This window comes from Ruegeria sp. AB10, from assembly GCF_056542745.1.
Map to the genome: position 1 here is coordinate 54,245 of NZ_JBQGAI010000010.1, position 21,114 is coordinate 75,358.

Sequence of the window (21,114 nt, forward strand, 5' to 3'; positions counted from 1 at the left end):
TGGGAAATGGCTGATCCTCTAGTCCGCTATGCCCTACCACAACGACAACCTGACGTTCACAGATCATCAATTCATAAGATGCTGTGTTGCATCCGAGGTTCGGACGGAGCCTTCTCTGAGCAATGCTGCAGTCTGCACAAATGTCTGCTTTCGCGCTTCCCAATGATTGAAGACGGCTAGACGGAGTGCTGATCGCAGGCGATACCAACACGATGAGACGCCACTTGGATATCCCGGCTCGGGCCGCGCGCAAATATGGGTGCCCGGTTGTTACCATTTGGGGAAATCATGAACCTTATGGGTCAATCTGGTCGGAACTACTGGCCGACGAAGAGCGACAGCCAACTGATCTTTGCGCAGAAGGCCTCGATATTCGGGTCCTACATGGTGCGGCAACGGAAATTGCTGGTGTTCGTATCATCGGAGCAACGCTTTGGACTGATCTCCAACTGTTTCCAGGATCGGACACGCAAACGCAGATGATGCTGTCTGCACACCTTCAGGACTATCGAGAAATACGAACCGCACCTGATACAAGGTTCACAGTTGAGGACATGTTGGAACGTCATAGAACCGACAAAATAGCGCTGTTTGAAGCGCTGCACCGGCCTCATTCTGGCCCAACGGTTGTAATGACACATCACTTGCCAGTACGGGAGCTACTCACGTCTTGGCGCACCCACCAAAACAACCCGGAGCGTTTGCTGAGCAACGGTTTTGCAAGTGATTTGTGGGATGAAGTGCGAAAGCTCAAAGTCCACACCTGGATATGTGGACACAGCCATGAGTAATTTTGCTGGGTGGGAGAAGGCGATCATGGATCGATGCGCTTTGTCTCCAACCAGAGAGGTTATCCAGGAGAGAGAACAGCATTTGATCCTTCAGGTTTGATGGCAGTTTGACCCATTCGATCGCCAAACGTATCAATTGTACATGCTTCGCAGAGCAGTTCGACAGTAACCATAGAGGCACAGCCGTGTTGCTGTTTAGACACGACCTGCAGTCAGCAAGTTCAAAACTGTTGAGGGAATCAGCAATCCCACTTATTCGACGACCTCCAATTGGTCCGTTGGACCCAAATCGTAACCCCCAACAAGGAAAGGGACTTACATGCTTATTCGTCATTTCGCCCTTTCGGGGCCGATCAACACCTAAGCTGACATCAGATCAGGTTTGATCCAGTTCGCCGGCTCGTAGCTGGCGCATCTATATACGTTTATTGGGTACTATCTTATGGGCAATTCTGTCTTGGATGGTCGCGTGTCAGCCGTGTCCGGCGACGGCGTCATCACGAAATTCTATACATCTGCGGCCTGGGTCGAAGGGCGGGCCGAAGCGCAACTTGAAGAAATCGCCGGTTGGACCGGCGTGCAAAAAATCGCGTCCTTTCCCGACTTGCATCCGGGCAAATACGGGCCGGTTGGATGTGCCGTTCTGGCGGACCGGATTTTTCCGCAGCTGATCGGTAGCGATATTGGTTGTGGCATGTCTCTGTTCCAGCTTGATCTGACTGTGCGGAAGCTGAAGTTGGAAAAGGCGCTGCGCCGGATGCGTGTTCTTGGAGAGCCTGCATCTGAAGATCAGCGCTGGCGACTGGAAGATGCTGGCCTGCCGACCGATCTGTTTGCTACATCGCTCGGTACGGTTGGTGGCGGCAATCATTTCTGCGAAGTGCAGACCTTGGCCGCGTCAGATGGCGGCATCCGCCTCGATGCATCACGCCTGTATCTGCTGGTTCATTCCGGATCGCGCGGATTTGGCAATGCGGTTCTTGGTTCGGTATTGAAGGATGCCTTTGCGGGCCTTGATCCCGAAAGCGACGCCGCGTGGGCCTACCTGCAGGATCATGACCGGGCCGTTCGCTGGGCCAGCCTGAACCGCCAGATCATCGCTGAACGCGCGGCAGGGACGCTGCGGGCAGATCTGATGCTGTTGGTCGATGCACCGCATAACTTACTTGCGCGGCATGGCGATGGCTGGCTGCACCGCAAGGGCGCGGCAGCCGCCGAGCAGGGATTTGTTCCGCTTGCCGGATCGCGGGCCAGCGCAAGTTATCTGATGGCTCCGAACGGTCATGATGACGCACTAAGCAGCCTCGCTCATGGTGCCGGGCGACGCTACGACCGATCCTCGATGCATGGTCGCGTCCGGGCTAAGAAATCTGATATTGAGGCCATGCAGCGCACATCCTTTGGCGGTCGTATTCTGTGCGAAGATCGCGACCTTCTGATTGAAGAGGCGCCTTTGGCCTACAAATCGGCCAAGTCCGTCGTCGAAGACCTGGAGCGAACAGGTGCTGCGCATTCTGTGGCTGAGTTCCATCCGCTTCTAACCTTCAAGAAAACGCGTGACGGGAGGCCGTCATGACTGCATCCCGACATATTTCACTCTTGGTCACCAGTGGCAGCGGTCCGGCGGAATGCCAGCAAGCAGTTGCAGGAGTGCTGGAGGCAATGCGCAACGAGGCCGAGCTCATCGCCGTGGACTTCGACGCCAATGGGATGCGTACAAAACATGGCTATAAATCCGCAGTGGTTCTGGTCAGCGGTGACGACGCGGATGCCTTCGCCAAGAATTGGCGCGGTACGATCCAGTGGCGGGCGGAAAGCAATCTGCGTCCGACGCATAAACGGGCCAATTGGTTCATTGGGGTGTTCGACTTGCCTGCACCGGTGCAAACACTTGAACGCATTCAAGCGAGCGACGTCACTTTTGCAACCTTCCGGGCGGGCGGACCTGGCGGGCAGCACCAGAACACGACCGATAGCGCAGTGCGGGCGACGCACAGGCAAACCGGGCTTGCAGCGGTGGCGCGCGAAGAACGGTCGCAACACCGCAACAAGGCGCTGGCATTGGAACGTCTTCAGCATCTGATGACCGCGCAAGCCACTGCGGAAGAAGCCGCACAAAAGGCAAGCCGCAATGAGCTGCACCATGCGCTCGAACGCGGCAATCCGGTGCGGTGTTTCAAAGGTCACGACTTTCGCGAAGTGAAAGGGGGCTAAGATGGAAGCATTTGATCAATTCCTGACCAGCGCCCTGACCAGCGATTTTTTCGCGGGCGGCTTGGCGCTCGGGGCCTTCGGGGTCGCGGCGGCCTTTCTGCGCATTGCGTTTATGGCCATGTACGGTGTGATTGTTCGGCGTGTTTGGGTCAGCCTAACGCTCGACAACAGAAGCGCGGCCTATCGCCATTTCTGTATCTGGATGGAGCAGAACAACGTCCTGTCCCATTCGCGTCATGTGCGTATGACGGATGGCAAATGGGCTCGGGGAACAAAGGGCTATGCACCTGCTCCAGGGCGGCACTGGTTTTTCTGGCGAGGAAAGCTCTGCCGTCTGGAGCGCGACATCAATGAAAAGTCAAAAGTGGGCGCATCACACAACCAGCGCCCGATGGAGGTATTGAATGTCACCGTCCTGTTCGGAAAGGTCGAAACGATATTGGGCTGGATCGCTGAGGGACGTACGCTTTCCCAAACCAGGGACCGTATCGGCCCTGGCCTTCATATTCTGAAAGGGGACTGGTGGGATCATGTCGGTGATGTCCCGCGCCGTTCCGTCAATACGGTACTGGTGGATGACGATCGCATCGAGAAAGTGCTGGAGGACATGCGTTGGTTCTATGGAGCCAGCGACTGGTACGCGGAACGTGGTGTTCCGTGGCGGCGAGGGTATCTGTTTTACGGCCCTCCGGGCACGGGCAAGTCGAGCCTCATTCGCGCGCTGGCGTCAGACCTGTCATTGGATATCGCGTCGCTGGATATCGGGCGCGTCACGCTGACGGATGATGATCTGCGTGAAGCGATGATGTGCGCCCCCAAGGGGTCGCTGATCGCAATCGAGGATGTGGACGCCGTGTTTACTCAGCGCGAAGGTGGTGAGAAACGCTCGGGCGTCAGCTTCTCGGGCTTGCTCAACGCCATCGATGGTGTAGCCGCTCAGGAAGGCCGTGCTCTGGTCATGACCACAAACCACAAGGAAAAGCTGGACCCGGCCTTGATCCGCCCCGGCCGCGCTGATGTGCATACCGAACTTGGATTGGTAAACGCGGCCACGGCTCGTCGGCTGTACATGCGATTTTTTCCTGGTGAACACGACTTGGCTGGGGTGTTCGAGCAGCAGTTGGGACATCAAAGGCACAGCCCTGCCCAGATACAGGGGTGGCTTTTGGCCAACAGCGCTGATCCAGAAACCGCAGCGCAGGCGTTAGGGCTGAAAAGTCACCTGCAGGATATCGCCGCAGAGTAACCGTAGCTTGGCAACCGAAAACCGTGCCTCCGCCGGGCTAGAACGCCCCCCACTCCAAATTAAACTTCCCCAGATACTTTCTAAGACGATCCGCGTCATTTTGGGTCTTTCGCTTGCCGCGAGAGACCGCAAACAGCACCCGACCAGCTGCGCTTAGACTGGATGAATTGCGGCAGGTGCGGATCACCTCAGCTAGTTGCACAAGGTCGAACGGGTCAACATCCGATACAGCGTCACCCATCACATCGGCCACCAGCCTATAGTCGTCATTGGACTGAGCAGACTTCCAATCCGCCAGAAGCGTCTCGATTTCGGCCGCGACCATCGCCCTTGTGATCCGCCCGCGTGGTGCAAGCGTGCACAAACGACGGATCGAGCCCGTGAAGTCACGGAAGTTTCCCGGCCAATGGGTTGCCGGGTCTTTGGCGAAGGCCAGATATTGGGCGCGGGCATCGGAGTTGAAACCGACATGTGTGCCCAAATCTCTTTCGCAGCGATCCAGCTCGTGCAGCAGATTTGCCTCGATATCCTCGGTGCGATTGCGCAGCGCGGGCAACGTGAAGCTCCATGTGTTCAGCCGGGCCAGCAGATCAGGGCGAAACTGTCCAGAAGCCGTCAGACTACGCAGATCTCGGTTTGCCCCGGCGATCAGGTGAAACCGGCTTGAGATTTCGTGGGCGGACCCCAGTGGATAAAACCGCCCGGTTTCAATCGCATGCAGCAGAACCGACTGCATGTTGGTGTTCAACTCGTCCACGTCATCCAGAAACAGGACACCGCCATCCGCTTCGCGCAACAACCCGCTGCGTTCAGTCCCTGCCGCCCCAAGGTAAGAGCGGCGCTGACCAAAAAGCGTCGCCATGGCATCTGGCCCGTTCAATGTTGCGCAATTCACGTGGACCAGACGGCCTTTGACGCGGCGTCGATCGAGTTTGAGGCTATGAATGCGCTCGGCCAGTTCGGTCTTTCCAGTGCCGGTTTCGCCGAGCAGCAGGATAGGTTCGTCGGAATTGCTGGCGACCAACTCAACCCTGTCAATCAGATCGTTGTATTCTGTATTGCGTGTTTCGATCCCACCCTTCAGCTGGTCGCTATGTTCCCGCGACAGCTGATCGAAGCGCTGCTGAAGTGCGTTATAGCGGCTCAGGTCCAGGTCGATGACATCGAACTTTGGCGTTTCCTCATCCGGTCCGGGTGGGCCGGTCTGGATCAGTCGCGCTGGTACATGGCGGCTTTCCGTCAGCAGGAACCAGCAGATCTGCGCCACATGTGTTCCGGTGGTCAGATGCACATGGTACCGTTCGCGTTCATCGTCAAACCCATAGGACCGCGCGAAGTCGAACAGCTTGCCATAGACCTCCTGAAAATCCCACGGGTCGTTCAGGTCAAGCCGCTGAAGCAACACTTCCGTCTCAGGTGACGTTTCCTCGATCTCACGCTGAACCTGCTTGGCTAGACGATTGAATCGCATGTCATAGAGAATCTCGAGCCGATCCACCTTGAAGTGATCATGGCTGACAAGGCTAGGTGTCGGTTTCCAACGCCTTTTCTTGCCCATATCCAACTGGGTTCCGAGAAAGCCGATGACCACGTTCTTCATTGCGTATCCAAATTTATAAATAGCGATACTATTAGATAGTATATGTGCGCGTACGAAAACTCAAACTCCATATTTTTACTTTAATATCAATGAGTTGATTGAATATTCGATTTTCTTTCGGGTGAACCGAACATCATGCCAAAACGTCCTCACCAAATATGAGGAACAAAAAAATGGCGAACAAATCCGTGTTTGCATCGATCAAAGGCCGGTTGCTGCCGAAAGCAACTGCAAAGAATGCCCACGCGGCACCGGCCTACGCTTATTCCGATGCCCATGCTCTGGCTCAAGTCGCTGTAACCGGCACTTTCGGGGGCATGTTCTATCAGTCGCCGCAGGAGGAACTGGAATATGTTCTGGACGTGGCCGAGTCTGTTGAACCTCGTTATCTGGCGCAGGCTGCAATCTATGCCCGCCGTTCGGGATACATGAAGGATATGCCTGCCGTGTTGCTGGCTGTTCTGGCTCGGCGTGATCCGGTCTTGTTCCGTTCGGCTTTTGGCCGTGTGGTCGATAACGGCAAAATGCTGCGTACCTTTGTGCAGGTTATCCGTTCCGGCCAGACTGGTCGTAAGTCATTGGGTTCTGCGCCTAAAGCTATGGTGCAGAACTGGCTGAACACCGCGTCTGGCTGGGCGCTGCTGAACGCCAATATCGGGAACGACCCGTCTTTGGCTGACGTGATCAAGATGGTGCATCCGAAACCAGTATCGGCTGAACGGGAGGCGCTGTTTGCCTGGATCGTCGGGCGGCCGTGCGAGGTGGCTTTGCTGCCACCGGCTGTGCAGGAGTGGATGGCATTCAAGGAAACCGGCAAAGGCCCGGTGCCTGACGTGCCGTTCCAGATGCTGACGCAGTTGGAGCTGTCCTCCGCCCACTGGGCGCGGATCGCACGTAAAGGCTCGTGGCAGATGGTGCGCCAGAACCTGAATACGTTTCAGCGTCACGGTGTTTTCGGCGTGGCAAAGAACATGGGTCACGTGGCGGCATTGCTGCGCAACCCCGAGGCTATCGCCAAGGCACGTGCGTTTCCGTACCAGTTGATGGTGGCGGCGCAGAACGTGAACAGCGAGATGCCGCGCGAGATCGTTGACGCCCTGCATGATGCGATGGAAATCGCGGTGCAGAACGTGCCAAAGATCGCGGGTCAGGTGATCGTGTGTCCGGACGTCTCCGGGTCCATGACCTGGTCTGTGACCGGGTATCGCCCAGGCGCCACCTCGGCCGTGCGTCACGTGGATGTAGCAGCCCTTGTGGCCGCGTCATTCCAGCGCGTGAACCGTGGTTGTCAGGTTCTGCCGTTCGACTTCGACGTGCGTGACGTACGTCTGGAGCCGCGCGACACGATCCTGACCAATGCCGAGCGTCTGGCCGCTCTGGCTGGTGGTGGAACAAACTGTTCCGCGCCGCTGAAGTGGCTGAACGATCGTGGTCGTGCACCGGATCTGGTGGTGTTCGTGTCTGACAACCAGTCGTGGGTAGATGCCCGCGCCGGCGGACAGGGCACGGCGATGTTGAAGGAATGGGAAGCGATCAAGCGTCGCAACCCAAAGGCCAAGCTGGTCTGCATCGACATCGCTCCATACGGGACCACGCAGGCGCAGACACGTGGAGATGTGTTGAATGTCGGCGGGTTCTCGGATGCGGTCTTTGACCAGATCGCGGCGTTTGCCAACGGTCAGACCGGCCCAGATCACTGGGTTGGTGAGATCGAGAATATCGAAATATGAAAGAGGTTCAGGCGGAATGCCTGTGGGACTACATTTTTAGGTAATGTCGCCGTCTCACAATCAGACTTGTCCGCCTGACCCATCCGAAACGAAACAAAAAAGGAAAGAACATCGCGTTTAGCGCAGACAGTGCGGGGGCACGATCAGAGGAACTTGGCGGTTCGACTCCGTCACTCTTGCGGGCGCTCTCTGGCATGGGCGGGACCTTATACCGCGCTGTTTGCCTTAAACGCGAAAAATCTCGGCGAATGCCGGTGGAACTACAGATCATAATCTCCGTGTCGCGGGTTCGAATCCCGCCATCGCGTTGCGATGTAGCTCAGTCAGGTAGAGCAGGTTCGTTTCACCAACACCTTGTCGCCGGGGCACGCGCCCGAAGCTCAGTGGTAGAGCAACCGCCTTTTAAGCGGTGCGTCGTGGGTTCGATCCCCACCGGGCACATAAGATGAAATGAATGAAAGGAAACAAATGGCGAATGTCGATGGAACTACAGTCCACCCCGGAGATGCGCGGTTAGCGACCACGTTGCGCCGATGCGGCGTATAGCTCAAATATGCAGAGCACCGGGCAAATTGTTTCATCAACCCCTTGTCGCCATACTATCAAGAAAACCCCGGCGAATGCCGAAGGAACTACATGGCACCAACCGGGATAGGCCGAGCGGGTTCAACTCCCCTCCTTGCCTGCGCCCAGATGGCAAACGCATCCGCCCATTCGGATGCGGGGCGGGCCTCCCATCTGTTTCTTCATCCCTTGTCGCCGGGGGCCCCAATACTCGGCTGTAGCTCAGCGGTAGAGCGCCTGACTGTTAATCAGGATGTCGTTGGTTCGATCCCAACCAGCCGAGCCAGAAATGAAAGGAAAATATCCGGGGGAATGCCCGTGGGAGTACATCGCTTGAAACGAACTGCCGAAAGGCCTCTCATGAACCTCTTGTCCTCCGAACCCGAAATATCACGGCGAATGCCGGTGGAACTACATAATCACCTGGTCGCGGGTTCGAGCCCCGCCATCGCATTCCGCGATGTAGCTCAGTTGGATAGAGCAGTTGAAAATGTTTCATCAACCCCTTGTCGCCGTGACCTTTTCACTCTTGGAGAGTTCAATGAAGACCGCTCTGTTTTGCAAGAACTGTAACGCTCGCCTTTCAAACTGGCTTTGCAAGATTGACACCGTCGAGGAAATGAACCGCCTCTGTGATCTGCGCAATGATGATCGGTACGAAGAAGAAGTTCATCCCGTGCCTAGGGGTCATGTGCTCGTCATGGCCAACGAAGTTCTACGGGAACGGCAACAAGCAGTTCCGGGTTGGAACCTTGAGGGATACTCAGAGAACTGGATGAACCTAAATGACATACTGAAAGAGGTTACCCTGACCAACATACCCTCAAGGTTAAATGGCTGTTGTGCATTGGATGGATGCGATGGCCCCAACCGGATTTGCGGCTGCGGAATCGAAGTCGGAACCGAGAGTTCTGATTGCTGGACATGGCATATGTTCGTCCCCGCTACAGACAATACATATTGGAAGAAATAAATGACTGAAGAAACTCAAAATTACCCGGTTACCGGTGAACACCTGAAGGAATGGGGGCATCGCCCCGGCAAGCAATTCCCCGCGCTGTTGGCGCGTGCGAATGAGATGCGCGCCGAAGGGTTCGGGCTGGTGCGTATCCGGCAGGAACTGGAGGGCGAGATTCCTCCCGCTCCGGTGACGTTGGACCTGCGCGCGCCCGGAGAAGTGCCGTTTCATGAAAATATCGACATGGATCATCCAGACGAGGAAGACAATGTCGACAAGGTGCGTGAAACCATGATCGCCCTGATGCGCACGCCGACAATTGAGGCGGGGGCCATCATGCCCGATGCCTGTCCGGCTGGGCCTGTTGGCACCATCCCGGTTGGAGGTGTGGCAGCGGCGCGTAATGCGATCCACCCGGGGATGCACTCGGCTGATATCTGCTGTTCGGTCATGATCACCGATCTGGGCAATGCCGATCCCAAGGCTGTGCTGGATGCGGCCCAGTCGGTCACGCATTTCGGCCCCGGTGGTCGGCCTCAGGGCAAGCGGTTTACGACCTCGATGAAGCTGATGGACGCGTTCCGGGAGAATCCATTTCTGGACAACCCGAAATCCCTGCGGATGGCGCAGGAACATATGGGCACGCAGGGAGATGGAAACCATTTCCTGTTTGTCGGGCGCTCACGCAAGACCGGACGGACCGCGATTGTGACCCACCACGGGTCGCGCGGACCGGGGGCGGTTCTCTATAAGCATGGGATGCATGTGGCCGAGAAGTTCCGCAAGGAACTGTCGCCCAAGACTGCCAAGCAGAACGCTTGGATCCCGGCAGATACTGAGGAAGGTCGCGACTATTGGGAGGCGCTTCAGCTGATCCGTAAGTGGACCAAGGCCAACCACAACGCCATCCACCAAGCAACGGTCGAGGCCGCGCGCGTGGGTGATGTGGGCGAGCGGTTCTGGAATGAGCACAACTTCGTCTTCAAGCGGGGCGATATCTATTACCACGGTAAGGGCGCGACCCCAGCCTGGGATGGGTACGCATCGGATGCGACGGGGCTCACGCTTATTCCGCTGAACATGTCCGAACCCGTGCTTGTTGTGCGTGGCAAGGATGCGGGTCACGGTCTGGGGTTCAGCCCGCACGGTGCAGGGCGCAACTTCTCACGGTCCGAGCACAAGCGGCGCATGGGATCGGTCACGCCTGAGCAAATGCTGAAGGCAGAAACCGAGGGTTTGGATATTCGGTTCCATGCCGGGGGCGTGGACGCCTCGGAACTGCCGTCGAGCTACAAAAACGCCGACAACGTGGTTGCTCAGATCAAATCCTACGATCTGGCCGAGATCGAAGATTATATCGATCCCTACGGCTGCATCATGGCGGGGGATGTACCCCCGTTCTGGAAAAACAAGAAGAAAGGTCGCCGGTAATCACTGGCGACCTTTGCGATCCACTCATGGACGTTGGGCTGCAGTTTAAACACACATCGAATTCGGCCGCCTTGTATCCGCCCAAATTGGCTTTTATGCCTTAAACTTCAACGCGTTCTTGATTGACCAAATTATGCAAATCGAAATTACCCTTACCGCACCCGACAATGCTGATTACGCCGCGAGTGATCTTGGATTCTTGCTGCACAAGCATCCTGACCACATGCATACGCGAGATACGTCGGCGGGTGAGGTCACGATTTTCTACCCCGAGAAATCTCAGGGCCGCACAACAGCTGTGATGCATCTAGATGTCGATCCCGTCGGTCTGGTGCGTGGGAAAAACCAGCACAGCGAAGGTTTGCTGGCGCAATACGTGAATGACCGCCCCTTTGTAGCAAGCTCATTTCTGTCGGTTGCGATGGGGCGGGCTTTTGCCCAGACGATGGCTGGAAAATCAAAGGACCGGCAGGCTTTGGCAGACCGTGCGCTGCCATTTGAAATCCGCGTTGTACCTGTTGCGTTGTCGGGTGATCTGGATCTGGTCAGGCGGCTGTTCGGGCCATTGGGTTACACCATTCTCTCGCCGTCAGAGATTGGCGAAGAGCAAATTATCGATCTGCGCCTGTCTGCAACATTGTGCCTCGCCGAAGTTCTCAGGCATCTCTATGTGCTGGTCCCTGTCCTGGATAACTTCAAGCATTACTATGTCAGCGAAGAAGAGATCGACAAGCTTCTGGCGAAGGGTGAGGGATGGTTGTCCGAGCATCCGGAGAAGGAACTCATCACGCGCCGCGCCTTGAAGCATCGCCGCTCATTGATGAACATGGCTCTCGCCCGCCTTGAAGAAACGGCGCTGCGGGAAGAAGAACCGGAGGAAGCTCCGAAGATCAAGCCTGAAGAGCAGCTTGAAAAGCCATTGCGCTTGCATGCGTTGCGGTTGGATACGGTGGCAGAGGTGCTCAAGCAGAACAATGTCACTTCGGTTCTTGATTTGGGATGCGGTGAAGGCAAGCTGATGTCGCGGCTGATCAAGGAACGCGGGCTGGCGCGCATTGTTGGCGTGGATGCGTCAGTGAGAACCTTGGAGGCGGCGCATCGCAAGCTGCGGCTCAATCAGGCCGGGGACGCCATGGCCGAGCGCGTATCGCTGCAAATGGGCAGCCTGACCTATGGCGACCGGCGCTGGCAGGGGTTTGATGCCGCGACGTTGGTCGAGGTAATCGAACACGTCGAACCGCACCGCTTGTCGGCGCTTGTTTTGTCGCTCTTTGCCGATGCCCGTCCGCGCATGGTGGTGATGACGACACCCAACCGCGAATATAATGTGCTGTTCGACGGTCTGAAGGACGGCAAACTGCGCCATCCGGATCACCGGTTCGAATGGACCCGAGCGGAATTCGAAAGCTGGGCCAATAAGGTGGCTGAAGAACATGGGTACTGCGTCAGTTTCACGCCTTTGGGGCCGGTTGACGACACCCATGGCGGCCCATCGCAGATGGCTGTGTTCAAACAGGAGGATGTCGTATGAGTCTGCCTGTTTTTGTCCCATCCGTAGCGCCGGATATCGAAGCGATCATTCAATCCAAGCTAACTGCCTTGGAGGCCGATCAGGGTGTGCGTATCCTCTTTGCCATCGAAAGCGGCAGCCGTGCCTGGGGATTTCCGTCGCCCGACAGCGATTACGATGTGCGGTTCATCTATGCCCGCCAACCTGACTGGTATCTCAGCATTGAGCCCGGTCGTGATGTCATAGAACTGCCCATCGAAGGCGACTGGGACATCAACGGTTGGGATATTCGCAAAGCGCTTGGCCTTCTGATCAAGCCCAATCCGGTGATGCTGGAATGGCTGTCGAGCCCGATCCGGTATCGCTGGAATGATGCGGTCTGTGATCGTCTGATCCAATTCGCGGACAAAACCACATTTGGCGAAAGCTGCCTGCATCACTATCGCAACCTGGCGGTGAAGCAATGGAACAAGCATGTCGGGGACAACCCAGATGTGTCTTTGAAGAAATACTTCTACATCCTGCGGCCCGCTCTGGCGATTTCATGGATCAGGCAAACCCCCTCGGTCCAGCCGCCAATGAATCTGCAGGCGTTGGTCGAGGGTCAGTCGCTGAATCGAGAACTCGTCAAACATATCGAACGGCTTCTGGTCCTAAAATCCGCCGCCAAAGAGATCGGGCATGGAGCTCGCATTCCGATGATCGATGCCTTCATCCACGATCAGATTGCTTGGGCTGGAGTCGTGGCAAAAGAGGAAGAACGGCCAAACTTGATGGATGAAGGCGACGAATTATTGCGGCAGATCGTAAGTGGAAGAACTTTGGAAGGGGATGCCGTATGACCAAGATATCCGTCCCCGATTTTGCTCTTGTTATTCTGATCGGAGCCACCGGATCGGGCAAGTCCAGCTTTGCGCGCAAGCACTTTCTGGAAACCGAGATTGTGTCTTCTGATGCCTGTCGTGCCATCGTGTCAGACGATGAAACCGATCTTGCGGCGACCGGCGATGCTTTTGATCTGCTCAACTACACGGCGTCCATTCGATTAAAACGTCGCTTGATGACGGTCATTGACGCCACATCCGTGAAACGTGAGGATCGGGCGAAGCTCGTGCAACTCGCGCGTAAATATCATGCGCTTCCGGTGGCGCTGGTGCTCGATATCGACCCTAAGATTTGTCACGAACGCAATCAAAACCGCCCCAACCGCGATTTTGGTGAACACGTAGCACGCAATCATGCCAAGGCACTTAGGCGCGGTGTGCGCGGCTTGCAGAAAGAGGGCTTCCGTCAAGTTCAGATCATGAAATCCCCCGAGGAAGTGGATGCGCTGGAGATTACCCGCGAACCCCTCTGGACGGACAATCGCGCTGATCATGGTCCCTTTGATATCATCGGCGATGTTCACGGCTGCTTTGACGAGTTGACCGAACTGCTTAGAAATCTCGGATACGTGATCGACCCGTTTGAGGCGGATTCCGAAGACCTGATCCGCGCCCGTCACCCGGAAGGCCGTACAGCGCTCTTTGTCGGTGATATCACGGACCGGGGTCCGCGCAATCTGGATGCTTTGCGCCTTGTCATGGGCATGTGCGATGAAGGCTCTGGCCGCTGCGTGATTGGCAATCACGACTTCAAGCTGAATAAATGGCTGAAGGGCCGGAATGTGACACAGGCACATGGTCTGGATCTGACCGTCGCTGAGCTTGAAAAAACCTCGGAGACCTTCCGCAAACGGGTCTCGGACTTCATTTGGGAATTGCGCTCTCATGCCTGGTTGGCCGATGGCAAGCTGGTCATTGCCCACGCGGGCCTGAAAGAAGAAATGCACGGGCGCGGATCCGGTCATGTGCGTAATTTCGCAATGTTCGGCGAGACAACTGGTGAGGTCGATGAGTTCGGCCTGCCCGTGCGTTTGGAATGGGCGCGCGATTACCGTGGCAAGGCAGATGTCGTTTTTGGCCATACGCCAATGGCCGAGGCCGAATGGCTGAACCACACCATGTGCATCGACACGGGATGCGTCTTTGGCGGTAAGCTTACAGCATTGCGGTGGCCTGAGCGGGAAACGGTTTCCGTTCCGGCAAAAACGCAATACGCGATCCCTGCTAAACCTTTGGATGCTGACCAATCCTTGTCTGCACAACAAGATCATGACCGTCTGCTTTATTTCGATGATTACGCAACCAAGATGCGAATAGAAACACGGTTCAAATCCACCCTGCAGATTCCCGAAGAAAACAGTCTGGCTGCACTGGAGGTGATGAGCCGTTTTGCCGTTGATCCCAGATGGCTGATCTATCTGCCACCCACGATGGCCGCATGCCCAACGGCACCAGAAGGCCCGTTTCTGGAACATCCCAATCAGGCGATGGACCATTTCGCTAGCCGGGGTGTGACCGACCTGGTTGTCGAAGAAAAACACATGGGATCGCGTGCCTTGTTGGTGGTCGCCAAGGATGCGGACGCCGCAAAGGCCAGATTTGGCGTGGAAGACGGCAAAGCAGGCGTGATCTATACACGTACCGGGCGACCCTTCTTCAAGGACGAGTCCGAAGAAGCCGCAGTTGTTGCGCGAATTGGAAATGCAATGCATTCAGCGGATCTGTGGGAAGAACTTCAGACCGACTGGGTGCTTCTTGACGCTGAACTTATGCCCTGGTCCGCCAAGGCGCAGGAGTTGCTCAAACGGCAGTATAATCCGACGGTGGCCGCAGCAAAATCATCCGCATCTGCACTGATGGAGGCAATCGCAAAAGCCGGGGAAGTTCAGGGGCTTGAGGCCCTCCGCAAACGCACCGAAACTCGGTTTTCCAATGCGGAACTCATGGGACAGACAATCGACGGGTACTGCTGGGCAGCGGACAGTATTGAGGACTATCACATAGCGCCGTTCCACATCCTGGCGAGCGAAGGCAAGGTTTACGCGGATCAGCCCCATACCTGGCATATGGAAACTCTGGGAAAATTGACCGCCACCGATCCGATCCTACAAACGACCGGCTGGAAACGCATTGACCCGAATAATGCGGCTGATCGCGAGACGATCGTTGACTGGTGGATGAAACACACTGGCTCGGGAGGGGAAGGGCTGGTGTTCAAACCCAACGCATTTATCCTGCGTGGCGACAAAGGTCTGATCCAACCGGCAATGAAAGTGCGCGGGCGTGACTATCTTCGGATAATTTATGGTCCCGATTATGATCTGCCTGAGAATATCGAACGCCTCCGCCAACGCGGGCTGGGTCGCAAATTCTCGCTCGCCGAACGTGAATTTAAACTCGGCTTTGAGGGGTTGCATCGTTTTGTCGAAGGGCTACCGCTCTCTAAGGTGCATGAATGTGCATTGGCGGTGCTTGCGTTGGAAAGTGAGCCCGTTGATCCAAGATTGTAAATCAGAAGCTGCCGTTTTGGGAGCGAGATGGGTTCGTTCTCACGGTCAGCCTGTTGGAGTGGAACGTGGTTTGAGATCACGAAGTCTGATTGCAAAAATTCCGATACCGAGATGGGCGAGAATTGCGACCCAGAGCCGACTTTGAGATCGTCGTTCGGCTTCCGCGTTTGCAACCCCTTTCCAGACGTTCGCCGCGCGCGTGAAATCTATGCTCGGTCAAACAACAGATCTGAGATGCACAAGCCAATTTCGATCTTGAATAAATGACGGCTCACATTGCTTGCCGCGTGGTCTCGAGTGCTTACATGTAATCAAGGATTGCTCAATGCGAACTTCTCACACCATTTGAAACGGAAAAATTTATGATCAATTCTGTTGCCCCAGTTGGTGGCCAGACAATCGGCAAAGCGGTAAGCCGCGAAGATGCCTGGTGGCTATGTCTTCGCTACGGCCTGAAGCCATTTCCTTTGAATGATGCCTTAACCGTGAGATTAGAAGAGGACGCGGAGAGTGGAGCAAAGGTGTGGACCGTTCCCTGCGAACATACCCAATAACGAACGGCGCAACGGCCCCTCGCGCTCTTACCGGGTCGATGACGCCGCTCAACGACAGAAAGAGGAGGAACTAGAGGCTGAATTCAAACATATCATTGAAGTTTGCGACGCGTGCTCCGTTTCAGATATCGACGAAGCTCTGCATACAATTCGAGAAAACAAGGGCTTCGAGTACAATACCGAAGACAGGTTCCTAGATGCTCTTGCCGAAAACTGTGCGGTCGAAAACCGCCCCGGCTTCGTACAAGCACTATGTGAAATCCAAAACCTTCGTTTTGATGACGTCGTTGAGCGCATTGTTGATCATGTTGAGGCATGGCAAAGCTCATCAGCATATTTCTCGAAAAACAAATTGGGCATTGTCGAGCGTCTTTTCGCTTTCCAAGGCTCGGGATTATTTGACCTGCGATATACCGGGATAAGCAGCATGTGCCGCAGTAGTTCCTGGAATGACCAAATCAGCAAACTTGGCCGAGAACCCACTATCAAATCCGCCGAATTTGGTGAAGGTTGCGTTCTTGCCCGACAAAAGTCGGTTTTCTAACCGGACAAGTCGCGATTCATACCGGACGGCACACAAGGGAAAATCATGGCTGGGGTGGTAGGATTCGAACCTACGATACACGGTACCAAAAACCGCTGCCTTACCACTTGGCTACACCCCATCGGTGAGCGGCTATCTACGATTGTTGATCGGCGGGTTCAAGAGGTTTTGAGTGAAAAACTTGGGCTTGGAGTAAAATTTATTTTGCCCTTGTTCCCGTTGGTGCGAGGCTTGGAATTTACGCCTGCCAGTCAATAGAACGATGAAGCGTTCCGTGGGGAAGGGCGGTCGCCACTGGGCCGGGTTCAGGCCACGAAGGGCGCTGTGCCAACCGCATCTTCTTTACGGCTACAAGATGTTTGGCGGCTGACTGCATCGGATCGCGGAATACCCTTGATGCTGCAAGTGCTTTTCACTTGCAAATTTTCCAGGCAAAATACTGAAAAATAAAAAAAATCCCAAAGGCAATGGTTGCGCCAGAACATGGGAAAACATAGCTGTAGGATTGCCCCGGAATACCGTGACACAGGAGATGAAGATGAAGTTGAACCCGAAGGTCGCAGAAGCGTTGAATCGTCAGATCAACAACGAACTTCACGCATCCTATACCTACCTCGCTATGGCGGCGTATTTCGAATCCGAGGACCTGCCCGGATTTGCGCAATGGTTTCGCGGCCATTCGGCAGAAGAGGGCACACACGCCATGCGCATCTTCGATTTTCTCGCTCAGCGTGGTGGGAGAATCGAAATCGACGGGATCGCCAAGCCCAAAACAGATTATGCCTCGCCGGTTGAGGCGCTGGAATACGCGCTGGCGAACGAGGAAACCGTGACCGGCCAGATCAATGCGTTGTTCGAGATGGCGCATGAGGTCAAGGAATACAGCACTCAGAACATGCTCAACTGGTTCCTGGCGGAGCAGAACGAGGAAGAAGACCTGTTCGGAAAAATTCTCGACCAGACCAAAGCGGCCAACGGGGATCGTTGGAACCTGTTGCTGCTGGATAAGGAAATGGGCACACGTACCGCCGAAAGCGCGTAGCACTTGCACGTTTCACGCGGGGCGGCAGGAACGCCCCGCTATTCGCGAATCTCGGCGGGTTCGACGCCCCAGAGGTTCGATTTCTGCGCCCAGCCGCGATAACCGCCGGCCGAGATGTGGCACCAGTCCAGGCTGCAACTGCCCAGGCGCGCCACTACACCGGATTCGAATTTCGCGCTGACCTGCGAATTGGGGTCGGGGCTTGTGTAGACGGTCAATAGCTCGGATTCGATCAGCACCGTGCGCGCACCGGACAGAAGGGCATAGTGAACCCAACCACCGGCACCGTCGCGGTCCTGTACCCGCCGCCAGTTGCCGTATTCAGCCGTGATCTGCAGCGGCATTCCGCGCCGTTTGAACACCCAGTCGATTCGATGGGTCAGCGAGGGGCCTCGGCGGACATTGCCCTCGGCGGCTTTCATCGAAACATATCGTGGCAGGGGCAGATTGGTAACGGGGCCGCGCTTGTCCTGTGCGCTGGCGGTCAGAGTGCTCAGCGCGACCAGAAATGCGGATGTGACCACCAGAAGGCGGCGTTTTACTGGTAGAAAACCACTCACTGACTGTCTGCTCTTGTGCCTGTTGATCGGGTTTCGAAAAAAGGTCGTCTCAATGCGTTGGGGTTCTTGTGCCCCGCCTTATCCTGCGCCACGATGCCATGGCGCGCGAAGGTTTGCAAAGCGGTGGGAGGACGAAGGTGCCAAGAGAACGTCTGAGTGTTGTCGTTACGCGACGGTTGCCCGAGGCGGTTGAAACCAGGCTGAGCGAGTTGTTTGATGTACAGTTGCGCGACGATGACACGCCCATGACACGAGAAGAACTGGTCGCAGCGGTGCAAAGCGCGGATGTCCTTGTGCCCACGGTGACGGATGCCATTGATGGCGGGTTGCTGGGGCAGGCCGGGGAAAAGCTGCGCCTGATCGCCAATTATGGAGCGGGGGTCGACAATATCGATGTGGCCACGGCCCGGCAACGGGGCATTCTTGTGTCGAACACGCCCGGCGTGCTGACCGACGATACTGCGGACATGACCATGGCGCTGATCCTCTCGGTCACTCGCCGGATTCCCGAGGGGCTGTCGGTCATGCAAAAAGGCGATTGGACGGGCTGGGCCCCGACCGCGTTGCTGGGTGGCCGGATCGGCGGGCGCCGTCTTGGTATTCTGGGCATGGGACGGATCGGTCAGGCTGTGGCCCGCCGTGCCTCGGCTTTCGGGATGCAGGTGCATTACCACAACCGCCGCCGGTTGCGCCCCGAGATCGAACAGGAGCTTGAGGCGACCTATTGGGAAAGCCTCGACCAGATGGTGGCGCGGATGGATGTGATCTCGGTTCACTGCCCGTCCACGCCGTCGACCTTCCACCTGATGAATGCGCGGCGTCTGAAGCTGTTGAAGCCTTCCGCCGTTATCGTGAACACGTCGCGGGGTGAGGTGATCGATGAAAACGCGCTGACCCGTCAAATCCGCTCGGGCGATATCGCCGGGGCGGGGCTGGATGTGTACGAGCACGGCACGCATGTGAACCCGCGCCTGCGGCAATTGCCGAACGTCGTATTGCTGCCTCATATGGGATCGGCCACGCTGGAAGGGCGGATTGAGATGGGCGAGAAGGTCATCATCAATATCAAGACCTTCGAAGACGGACACCGCCCGCCGGATCAGGTTGTGCCATCCATGTTGTGATGCGTTTGCGCCGCAGGGACGACAGACGAATTTTCAGGAGGATACGATGAAACGAAATCTGATTTCGGGATTGTTTTTGGCGGCGTTGACGATGGGTGGCGCGGCGTTCGCACAGGAGACTGCGGATGCAGTAGCCCCCGAGGGGGCCTCGGACGGGCAGGTTCAGGGCCTGACCGAAGAGGTCATCGCTTCGCTTGAGGCCAAGATGGCCGGTCAGCCGGTGACGTCGCAGAGCTGGATGGTTGCTGCCGCGAATCCTCTGGCCGTCGAGGCCGGGGCCAAGGTGCTGCGGGCCGGGGGATCTGCCGCTGATGCGATGGTCGCCGTGCAGGTTGTGTTGGGGCTGGTCGAGCCGCAATCCTCGGGCCTTGGCGGTGGAGCTTTTCTGGTCTGGTACGACGCCGCAACCGGCAAGCTGACCACGCTGGACGGGCGCGAGACGGCTCCGCTTGAGGCGAACCACAGGCTGTTCCACGATGAAAATGGTGAGCCGCTGAAATTCTACGATGCCGTGGTCGGCGGTCTTTCGGTCGGCACACCCGGCACACCTGCTTTGCTGGCCGAGGCGCACCGGCGTTGGGGCCGCAGCCCGTGGCCCAGCCTGTTTGAGGATGGCATCACGCTGGCGGACGAGGGGTTCCTGGTTTCGCCGCGCTTGGCCACATTGGTCGAAGCTGATGCCGAACGTCTGTCGCGGTTCCCCGTGACAGCTGAGTATTTCCTGCCGGGCGGAGAGCCATTGCAGCAGGGGCAGCGGCTGATGAACCCGGATTATGCTGAAACGCTGCGGGTTCTGGCCAGCGAAGGATCGGCCGGGTTCTATGGTGGTGAAATCGCGGCTGGGATCGTCAACACCGTCCGCAATGCGCCAGGCAATCCGGGGGTGCTTTCCGGCGTCGATCTGGCGCTGTATCAGGTGATCGAACGCGAGCCGGTCTGCGCCGCCTATCGCGCCTATGAGGTCTGCGGCATGGGACCGCCTTCGTCCGGGGCGCTGACGGTAGGTCAGATACTGGGGATGCTCGAAGGGTATGATCTAGCGACCATGGGCCCCGAGGATGTGCATTCGTGGCGCCTGATCGGTGACGCGTCGCGATTGGCCTTTGCGGATCGCGGTCGCTACATGGCCGATCACGATTTTGTCCCGATGCCCACACAGGGCCTGGTGGACCCCGATTACCTCAACGAGCGCGGGCAACTGCTGGGCGGTGAGGGGGCGCTGACCGACGTCGCGCCCGGCAACCCGGAATTCGACCACGCGTCGAACTGGGCGGATGACGTGTCGCTGGAACTGCCCTCGACCTCGCATATCTCGATTGTCGATCAGTATGGCAACGTGTTGTCGATGACGACGACCATCGAGAACGGGTTCGGTTCGCGGCTGATGACCAACGGGTTCCTGCTGAACAACGAAATGACCGATTTCTCGTTCAAAACCCACAGCGATGGTGTGCCGATTGCCAACAGGCTGGAGCCGGGCAAGCGTCCGCGCTCGTCCATGAGCCCGACCATCGTGATGCAGGACGGCGCACCGGTGCTGGCGATTGGTTCTCCGGGCGGCAGCCGGATCATCGGTTACGTGGCCAAGTCGATTATCGCTTGGGCCGATTGGGACATGGATGTGCAACAAGCGCTGTCTTTGCCGCATCTGGTCAACCGCTTTGGCACTTATGATGTGGAGCAGGGCACTGCCGCCGAGGGGTATGCCGATGCGCTGATCGGCCTGGGGTTCGAGGTCAATCCGCGCGATCTGACCTCGGGCCTGCACGCGATTGAAATCGGGGATGTTCTGATCGGTGGCGCAGACCCGCGCCGCGAAGGCATCGCGCTGGGCGAATAAGAGAGGTTCTTC

General features: G+C 56.8%; 16 protein-coding genes and 3 tRNA genes. 16 read left to right on the forward strand and 3 right to left on the reverse strand.

From position 1 onward, the window contains the following. Positions 1-185 precede the first annotated feature (185 nt). The 4 genes from ACR0NT_RS16395 to ACR0NT_RS16410 all read left to right on the forward strand — a co-directional run bounded on the left by ACR0NT_RS16395 (position 186) and on the right by ACR0NT_RS16410 (position 4,251). Complete coding sequence (locus ACR0NT_RS16395; RefSeq protein WP_480443380.1) at positions 186-791, forward strand: metallophosphoesterase; 606 nt, start codon at positions 186-188, stop codon at positions 789-791. Positions 792-1,233: 442 nt separating this feature from the next. Continuing rightward, the gene (locus tag ACR0NT_RS16400) at positions 1,234-2,367 is read left to right on the forward strand and encodes an RNA ligase RtcB family protein (RefSeq protein ID WP_170440616.1); all 1,134 of its coding nucleotides are present in this window, start codon (positions 1,234-1,236) and stop codon (positions 2,365-2,367) included. Next, complete coding sequence (gene prfH / locus ACR0NT_RS16405; RefSeq protein ID WP_170440619.1) at positions 2,364-3,005, forward strand: peptide chain release factor H; 642 nt, start codon at positions 2,364-2,366, stop codon at positions 3,003-3,005. The genes ACR0NT_RS16400 and prfH overlap by 4 nt, the downstream gene beginning before the upstream one ends. A gap of 1 nt (position 3,006) precedes the next feature. Further along, on the forward strand, positions 3,007-4,251 hold the full coding sequence (locus ACR0NT_RS16410; RefSeq protein ID WP_170440621.1) for an AAA family ATPase: 1,245 nt from the start codon (positions 3,007-3,009) through the stop codon (positions 4,249-4,251). A 37-nt stretch (positions 4,252-4,288) separates the two neighbouring features. On the opposite strand, the gene rtcR is transcribed toward ACR0NT_RS16410, so the two are convergent. Next, the gene (gene rtcR, locus ACR0NT_RS16415; protein ID WP_170440623.1) at positions 4,289-5,851 is read right to left on the reverse strand and encodes an RNA repair transcriptional activator RtcR; all 1,563 of its coding nucleotides are present in this window, start codon (positions 5,849-5,851) and stop codon (positions 4,289-4,291) included. A 173-nt stretch (positions 5,852-6,024) separates the two neighbouring features. Here rtcR and ACR0NT_RS16420 point away from each other — a divergent pair, with 173 nt between their 5' ends. The 9 genes from ACR0NT_RS16420 (at position 6,025) to ACR0NT_RS16460 (ending at position 16,536) form a co-directional block, all read left to right on the forward strand. Continuing rightward, the gene (locus ACR0NT_RS16420; RefSeq protein WP_170440625.1) at positions 6,025-7,581 is read left to right on the forward strand and encodes an RNA-binding protein; all 1,557 of its coding nucleotides are present in this window, start codon (positions 6,025-6,027) and stop codon (positions 7,579-7,581) included. A gap of 369 nt (positions 7,582-7,950) precedes the next feature. Beyond that, positions 7,951-8,022, forward strand: a tRNA-Lys gene (locus tag ACR0NT_RS16425). 334 nt (positions 8,023-8,356) lie between these two features. Beyond that, a tRNA-Asn gene (locus tag ACR0NT_RS16430) sits at positions 8,357-8,431 on the forward strand. A gap of 255 nt (positions 8,432-8,686) precedes the next feature. Further along, entirely contained in the window at positions 8,687-9,118 is a 432-nt protein-coding gene (locus ACR0NT_RS16435) for a hypothetical protein (RefSeq protein ID WP_170674672.1), read from the forward strand. Next, positions 9,119-10,534, forward strand: a complete 1,416-nt coding sequence (locus ACR0NT_RS16440; RefSeq protein WP_170674674.1) for an RtcB family protein — start codon at positions 9,119-9,121, stop codon at positions 10,532-10,534. 133 nt (positions 10,535-10,667) lie between these two features. After that, positions 10,668-12,065 (forward strand): 3' terminal RNA ribose 2'-O-methyltransferase Hen1, encoded by a 1,398-nt coding sequence (locus tag ACR0NT_RS16445; protein WP_170674676.1) that lies wholly within the window; start codon positions 10,668-10,670, stop codon positions 12,063-12,065. Beyond that, positions 12,062-12,886: a nucleotidyltransferase domain-containing protein gene (locus ACR0NT_RS16450; RefSeq protein ID WP_170440632.1), complete on the forward strand. Its 825-nt coding sequence runs from the start codon at positions 12,062-12,064 to the stop codon at positions 12,884-12,886. Before ACR0NT_RS16445 ends, ACR0NT_RS16450 begins: the two co-directional genes overlap by 4 nt. Beyond that, a complete protein-coding gene (locus ACR0NT_RS16455; protein WP_170674678.1) occupies positions 12,883-15,438 on the forward strand; it encodes a polynucleotide kinase-phosphatase in 2,556 nt (851 codons plus the stop codon). The genes ACR0NT_RS16450 and ACR0NT_RS16455 overlap by 4 nt, the downstream gene beginning before the upstream one ends. 510 nt (positions 15,439-15,948) lie before the next feature. Then, positions 15,949-16,536, forward strand: coding sequence for a hypothetical protein (locus ACR0NT_RS16460; RefSeq protein WP_170440636.1), 588 nt, complete (start codon positions 15,949-15,951; stop codon positions 16,534-16,536). 46 nt (positions 16,537-16,582) lie between these two features. On the opposite strand, the gene ACR0NT_RS16465 is transcribed toward ACR0NT_RS16460, so the two are convergent. Next, positions 16,583-16,657 (reverse strand) — tRNA-Gln (locus ACR0NT_RS16465). A 417-nt stretch (positions 16,658-17,074) separates the two neighbouring features. Here ACR0NT_RS16465 and ACR0NT_RS16470 point away from each other — a divergent pair. Next, entirely contained in the window at positions 17,075-17,578 is a 504-nt protein-coding gene (locus ACR0NT_RS16470; RefSeq protein ID WP_170440638.1) for a ferritin, read from the forward strand. 38 nt (positions 17,579-17,616) lie between these two features. Here the strand turns inward: ACR0NT_RS16470 and ACR0NT_RS16475 are convergent, their stop codons facing one another. Next, positions 17,617-18,105 (reverse strand): SH3 domain-containing protein, encoded by a 489-nt coding sequence (locus ACR0NT_RS16475; RefSeq protein ID WP_480443403.1) that lies wholly within the window; start codon positions 18,103-18,105, stop codon positions 17,617-17,619. Positions 18,106-18,275: 170 nt separating this feature from the next. Here ACR0NT_RS16475 and ACR0NT_RS16480 point away from each other — a divergent pair, with 170 nt between their 5' ends. Both ACR0NT_RS16480 and ggt read left to right on the forward strand, forming a co-directional pair. Next, the gene (locus ACR0NT_RS16480; protein WP_170440640.1) at positions 18,276-19,262 is read left to right on the forward strand and encodes a 2-hydroxyacid dehydrogenase; all 987 of its coding nucleotides are present in this window, start codon (positions 18,276-18,278) and stop codon (positions 19,260-19,262) included. Between the two features lie 46 nt (positions 19,263-19,308). After that, positions 19,309-21,102, forward strand: coding sequence for a gamma-glutamyltransferase (ggt, locus tag ACR0NT_RS16485; protein ID WP_170674680.1), 1,794 nt, complete (start codon positions 19,309-19,311; stop codon positions 21,100-21,102). Positions 21,103-21,114: the final 12 nt, after the last annotated feature.

Coding starts and splice junctions, on each gene's coding strand:
- ACR0NT_RS16400 (WP_170440616.1), top strand. CDS start 1,234: ATGGGCAATTCTGTCTTGGATGGTCGCGTGTCAGCCGTGTCCGGCGAC.
- prfH (WP_170440619.1), top strand. CDS start 2,364: ATGACTGCATCCCGACATATTTCACTCTTGGTCACCAGTGGCAGCGGT.
- ACR0NT_RS16410 (WP_170440621.1), top strand. CDS start 3,007: ATGGAAGCATTTGATCAATTCCTGACCAGCGCCCTGACCAGCGATTTT.
- rtcR (WP_170440623.1), bottom strand. CDS start 5,851: ATGAAGAACGTGGTCATCGGCTTTCTCGGAACCCAGTTGGATATGGGC.
- ACR0NT_RS16420 (WP_170440625.1), top strand. CDS start 6,025: ATGGCGAACAAATCCGTGTTTGCATCGATCAAAGGCCGGTTGCTGCCG.
- ACR0NT_RS16435 (WP_170674672.1), top strand. CDS start 8,687: ATGAAGACCGCTCTGTTTTGCAAGAACTGTAACGCTCGCCTTTCAAAC.
- ACR0NT_RS16440 (WP_170674674.1), top strand. CDS start 9,119: ATGACTGAAGAAACTCAAAATTACCCGGTTACCGGTGAACACCTGAAG.
- ACR0NT_RS16445 (WP_170674676.1), top strand. CDS start 10,668: ATGCAAATCGAAATTACCCTTACCGCACCCGACAATGCTGATTACGCC.
- ACR0NT_RS16450 (WP_170440632.1), top strand. CDS start 12,062: ATGAGTCTGCCTGTTTTTGTCCCATCCGTAGCGCCGGATATCGAAGCG.
- ACR0NT_RS16455 (WP_170674678.1), top strand. CDS start 12,883: ATGACCAAGATATCCGTCCCCGATTTTGCTCTTGTTATTCTGATCGGA.
- ACR0NT_RS16470 (WP_170440638.1), top strand. CDS start 17,075: ATGAAGTTGAACCCGAAGGTCGCAGAAGCGTTGAATCGTCAGATCAAC.
- ggt (WP_170674680.1), top strand. CDS start 19,309: ATGAAACGAAATCTGATTTCGGGATTGTTTTTGGCGGCGTTGACGATG.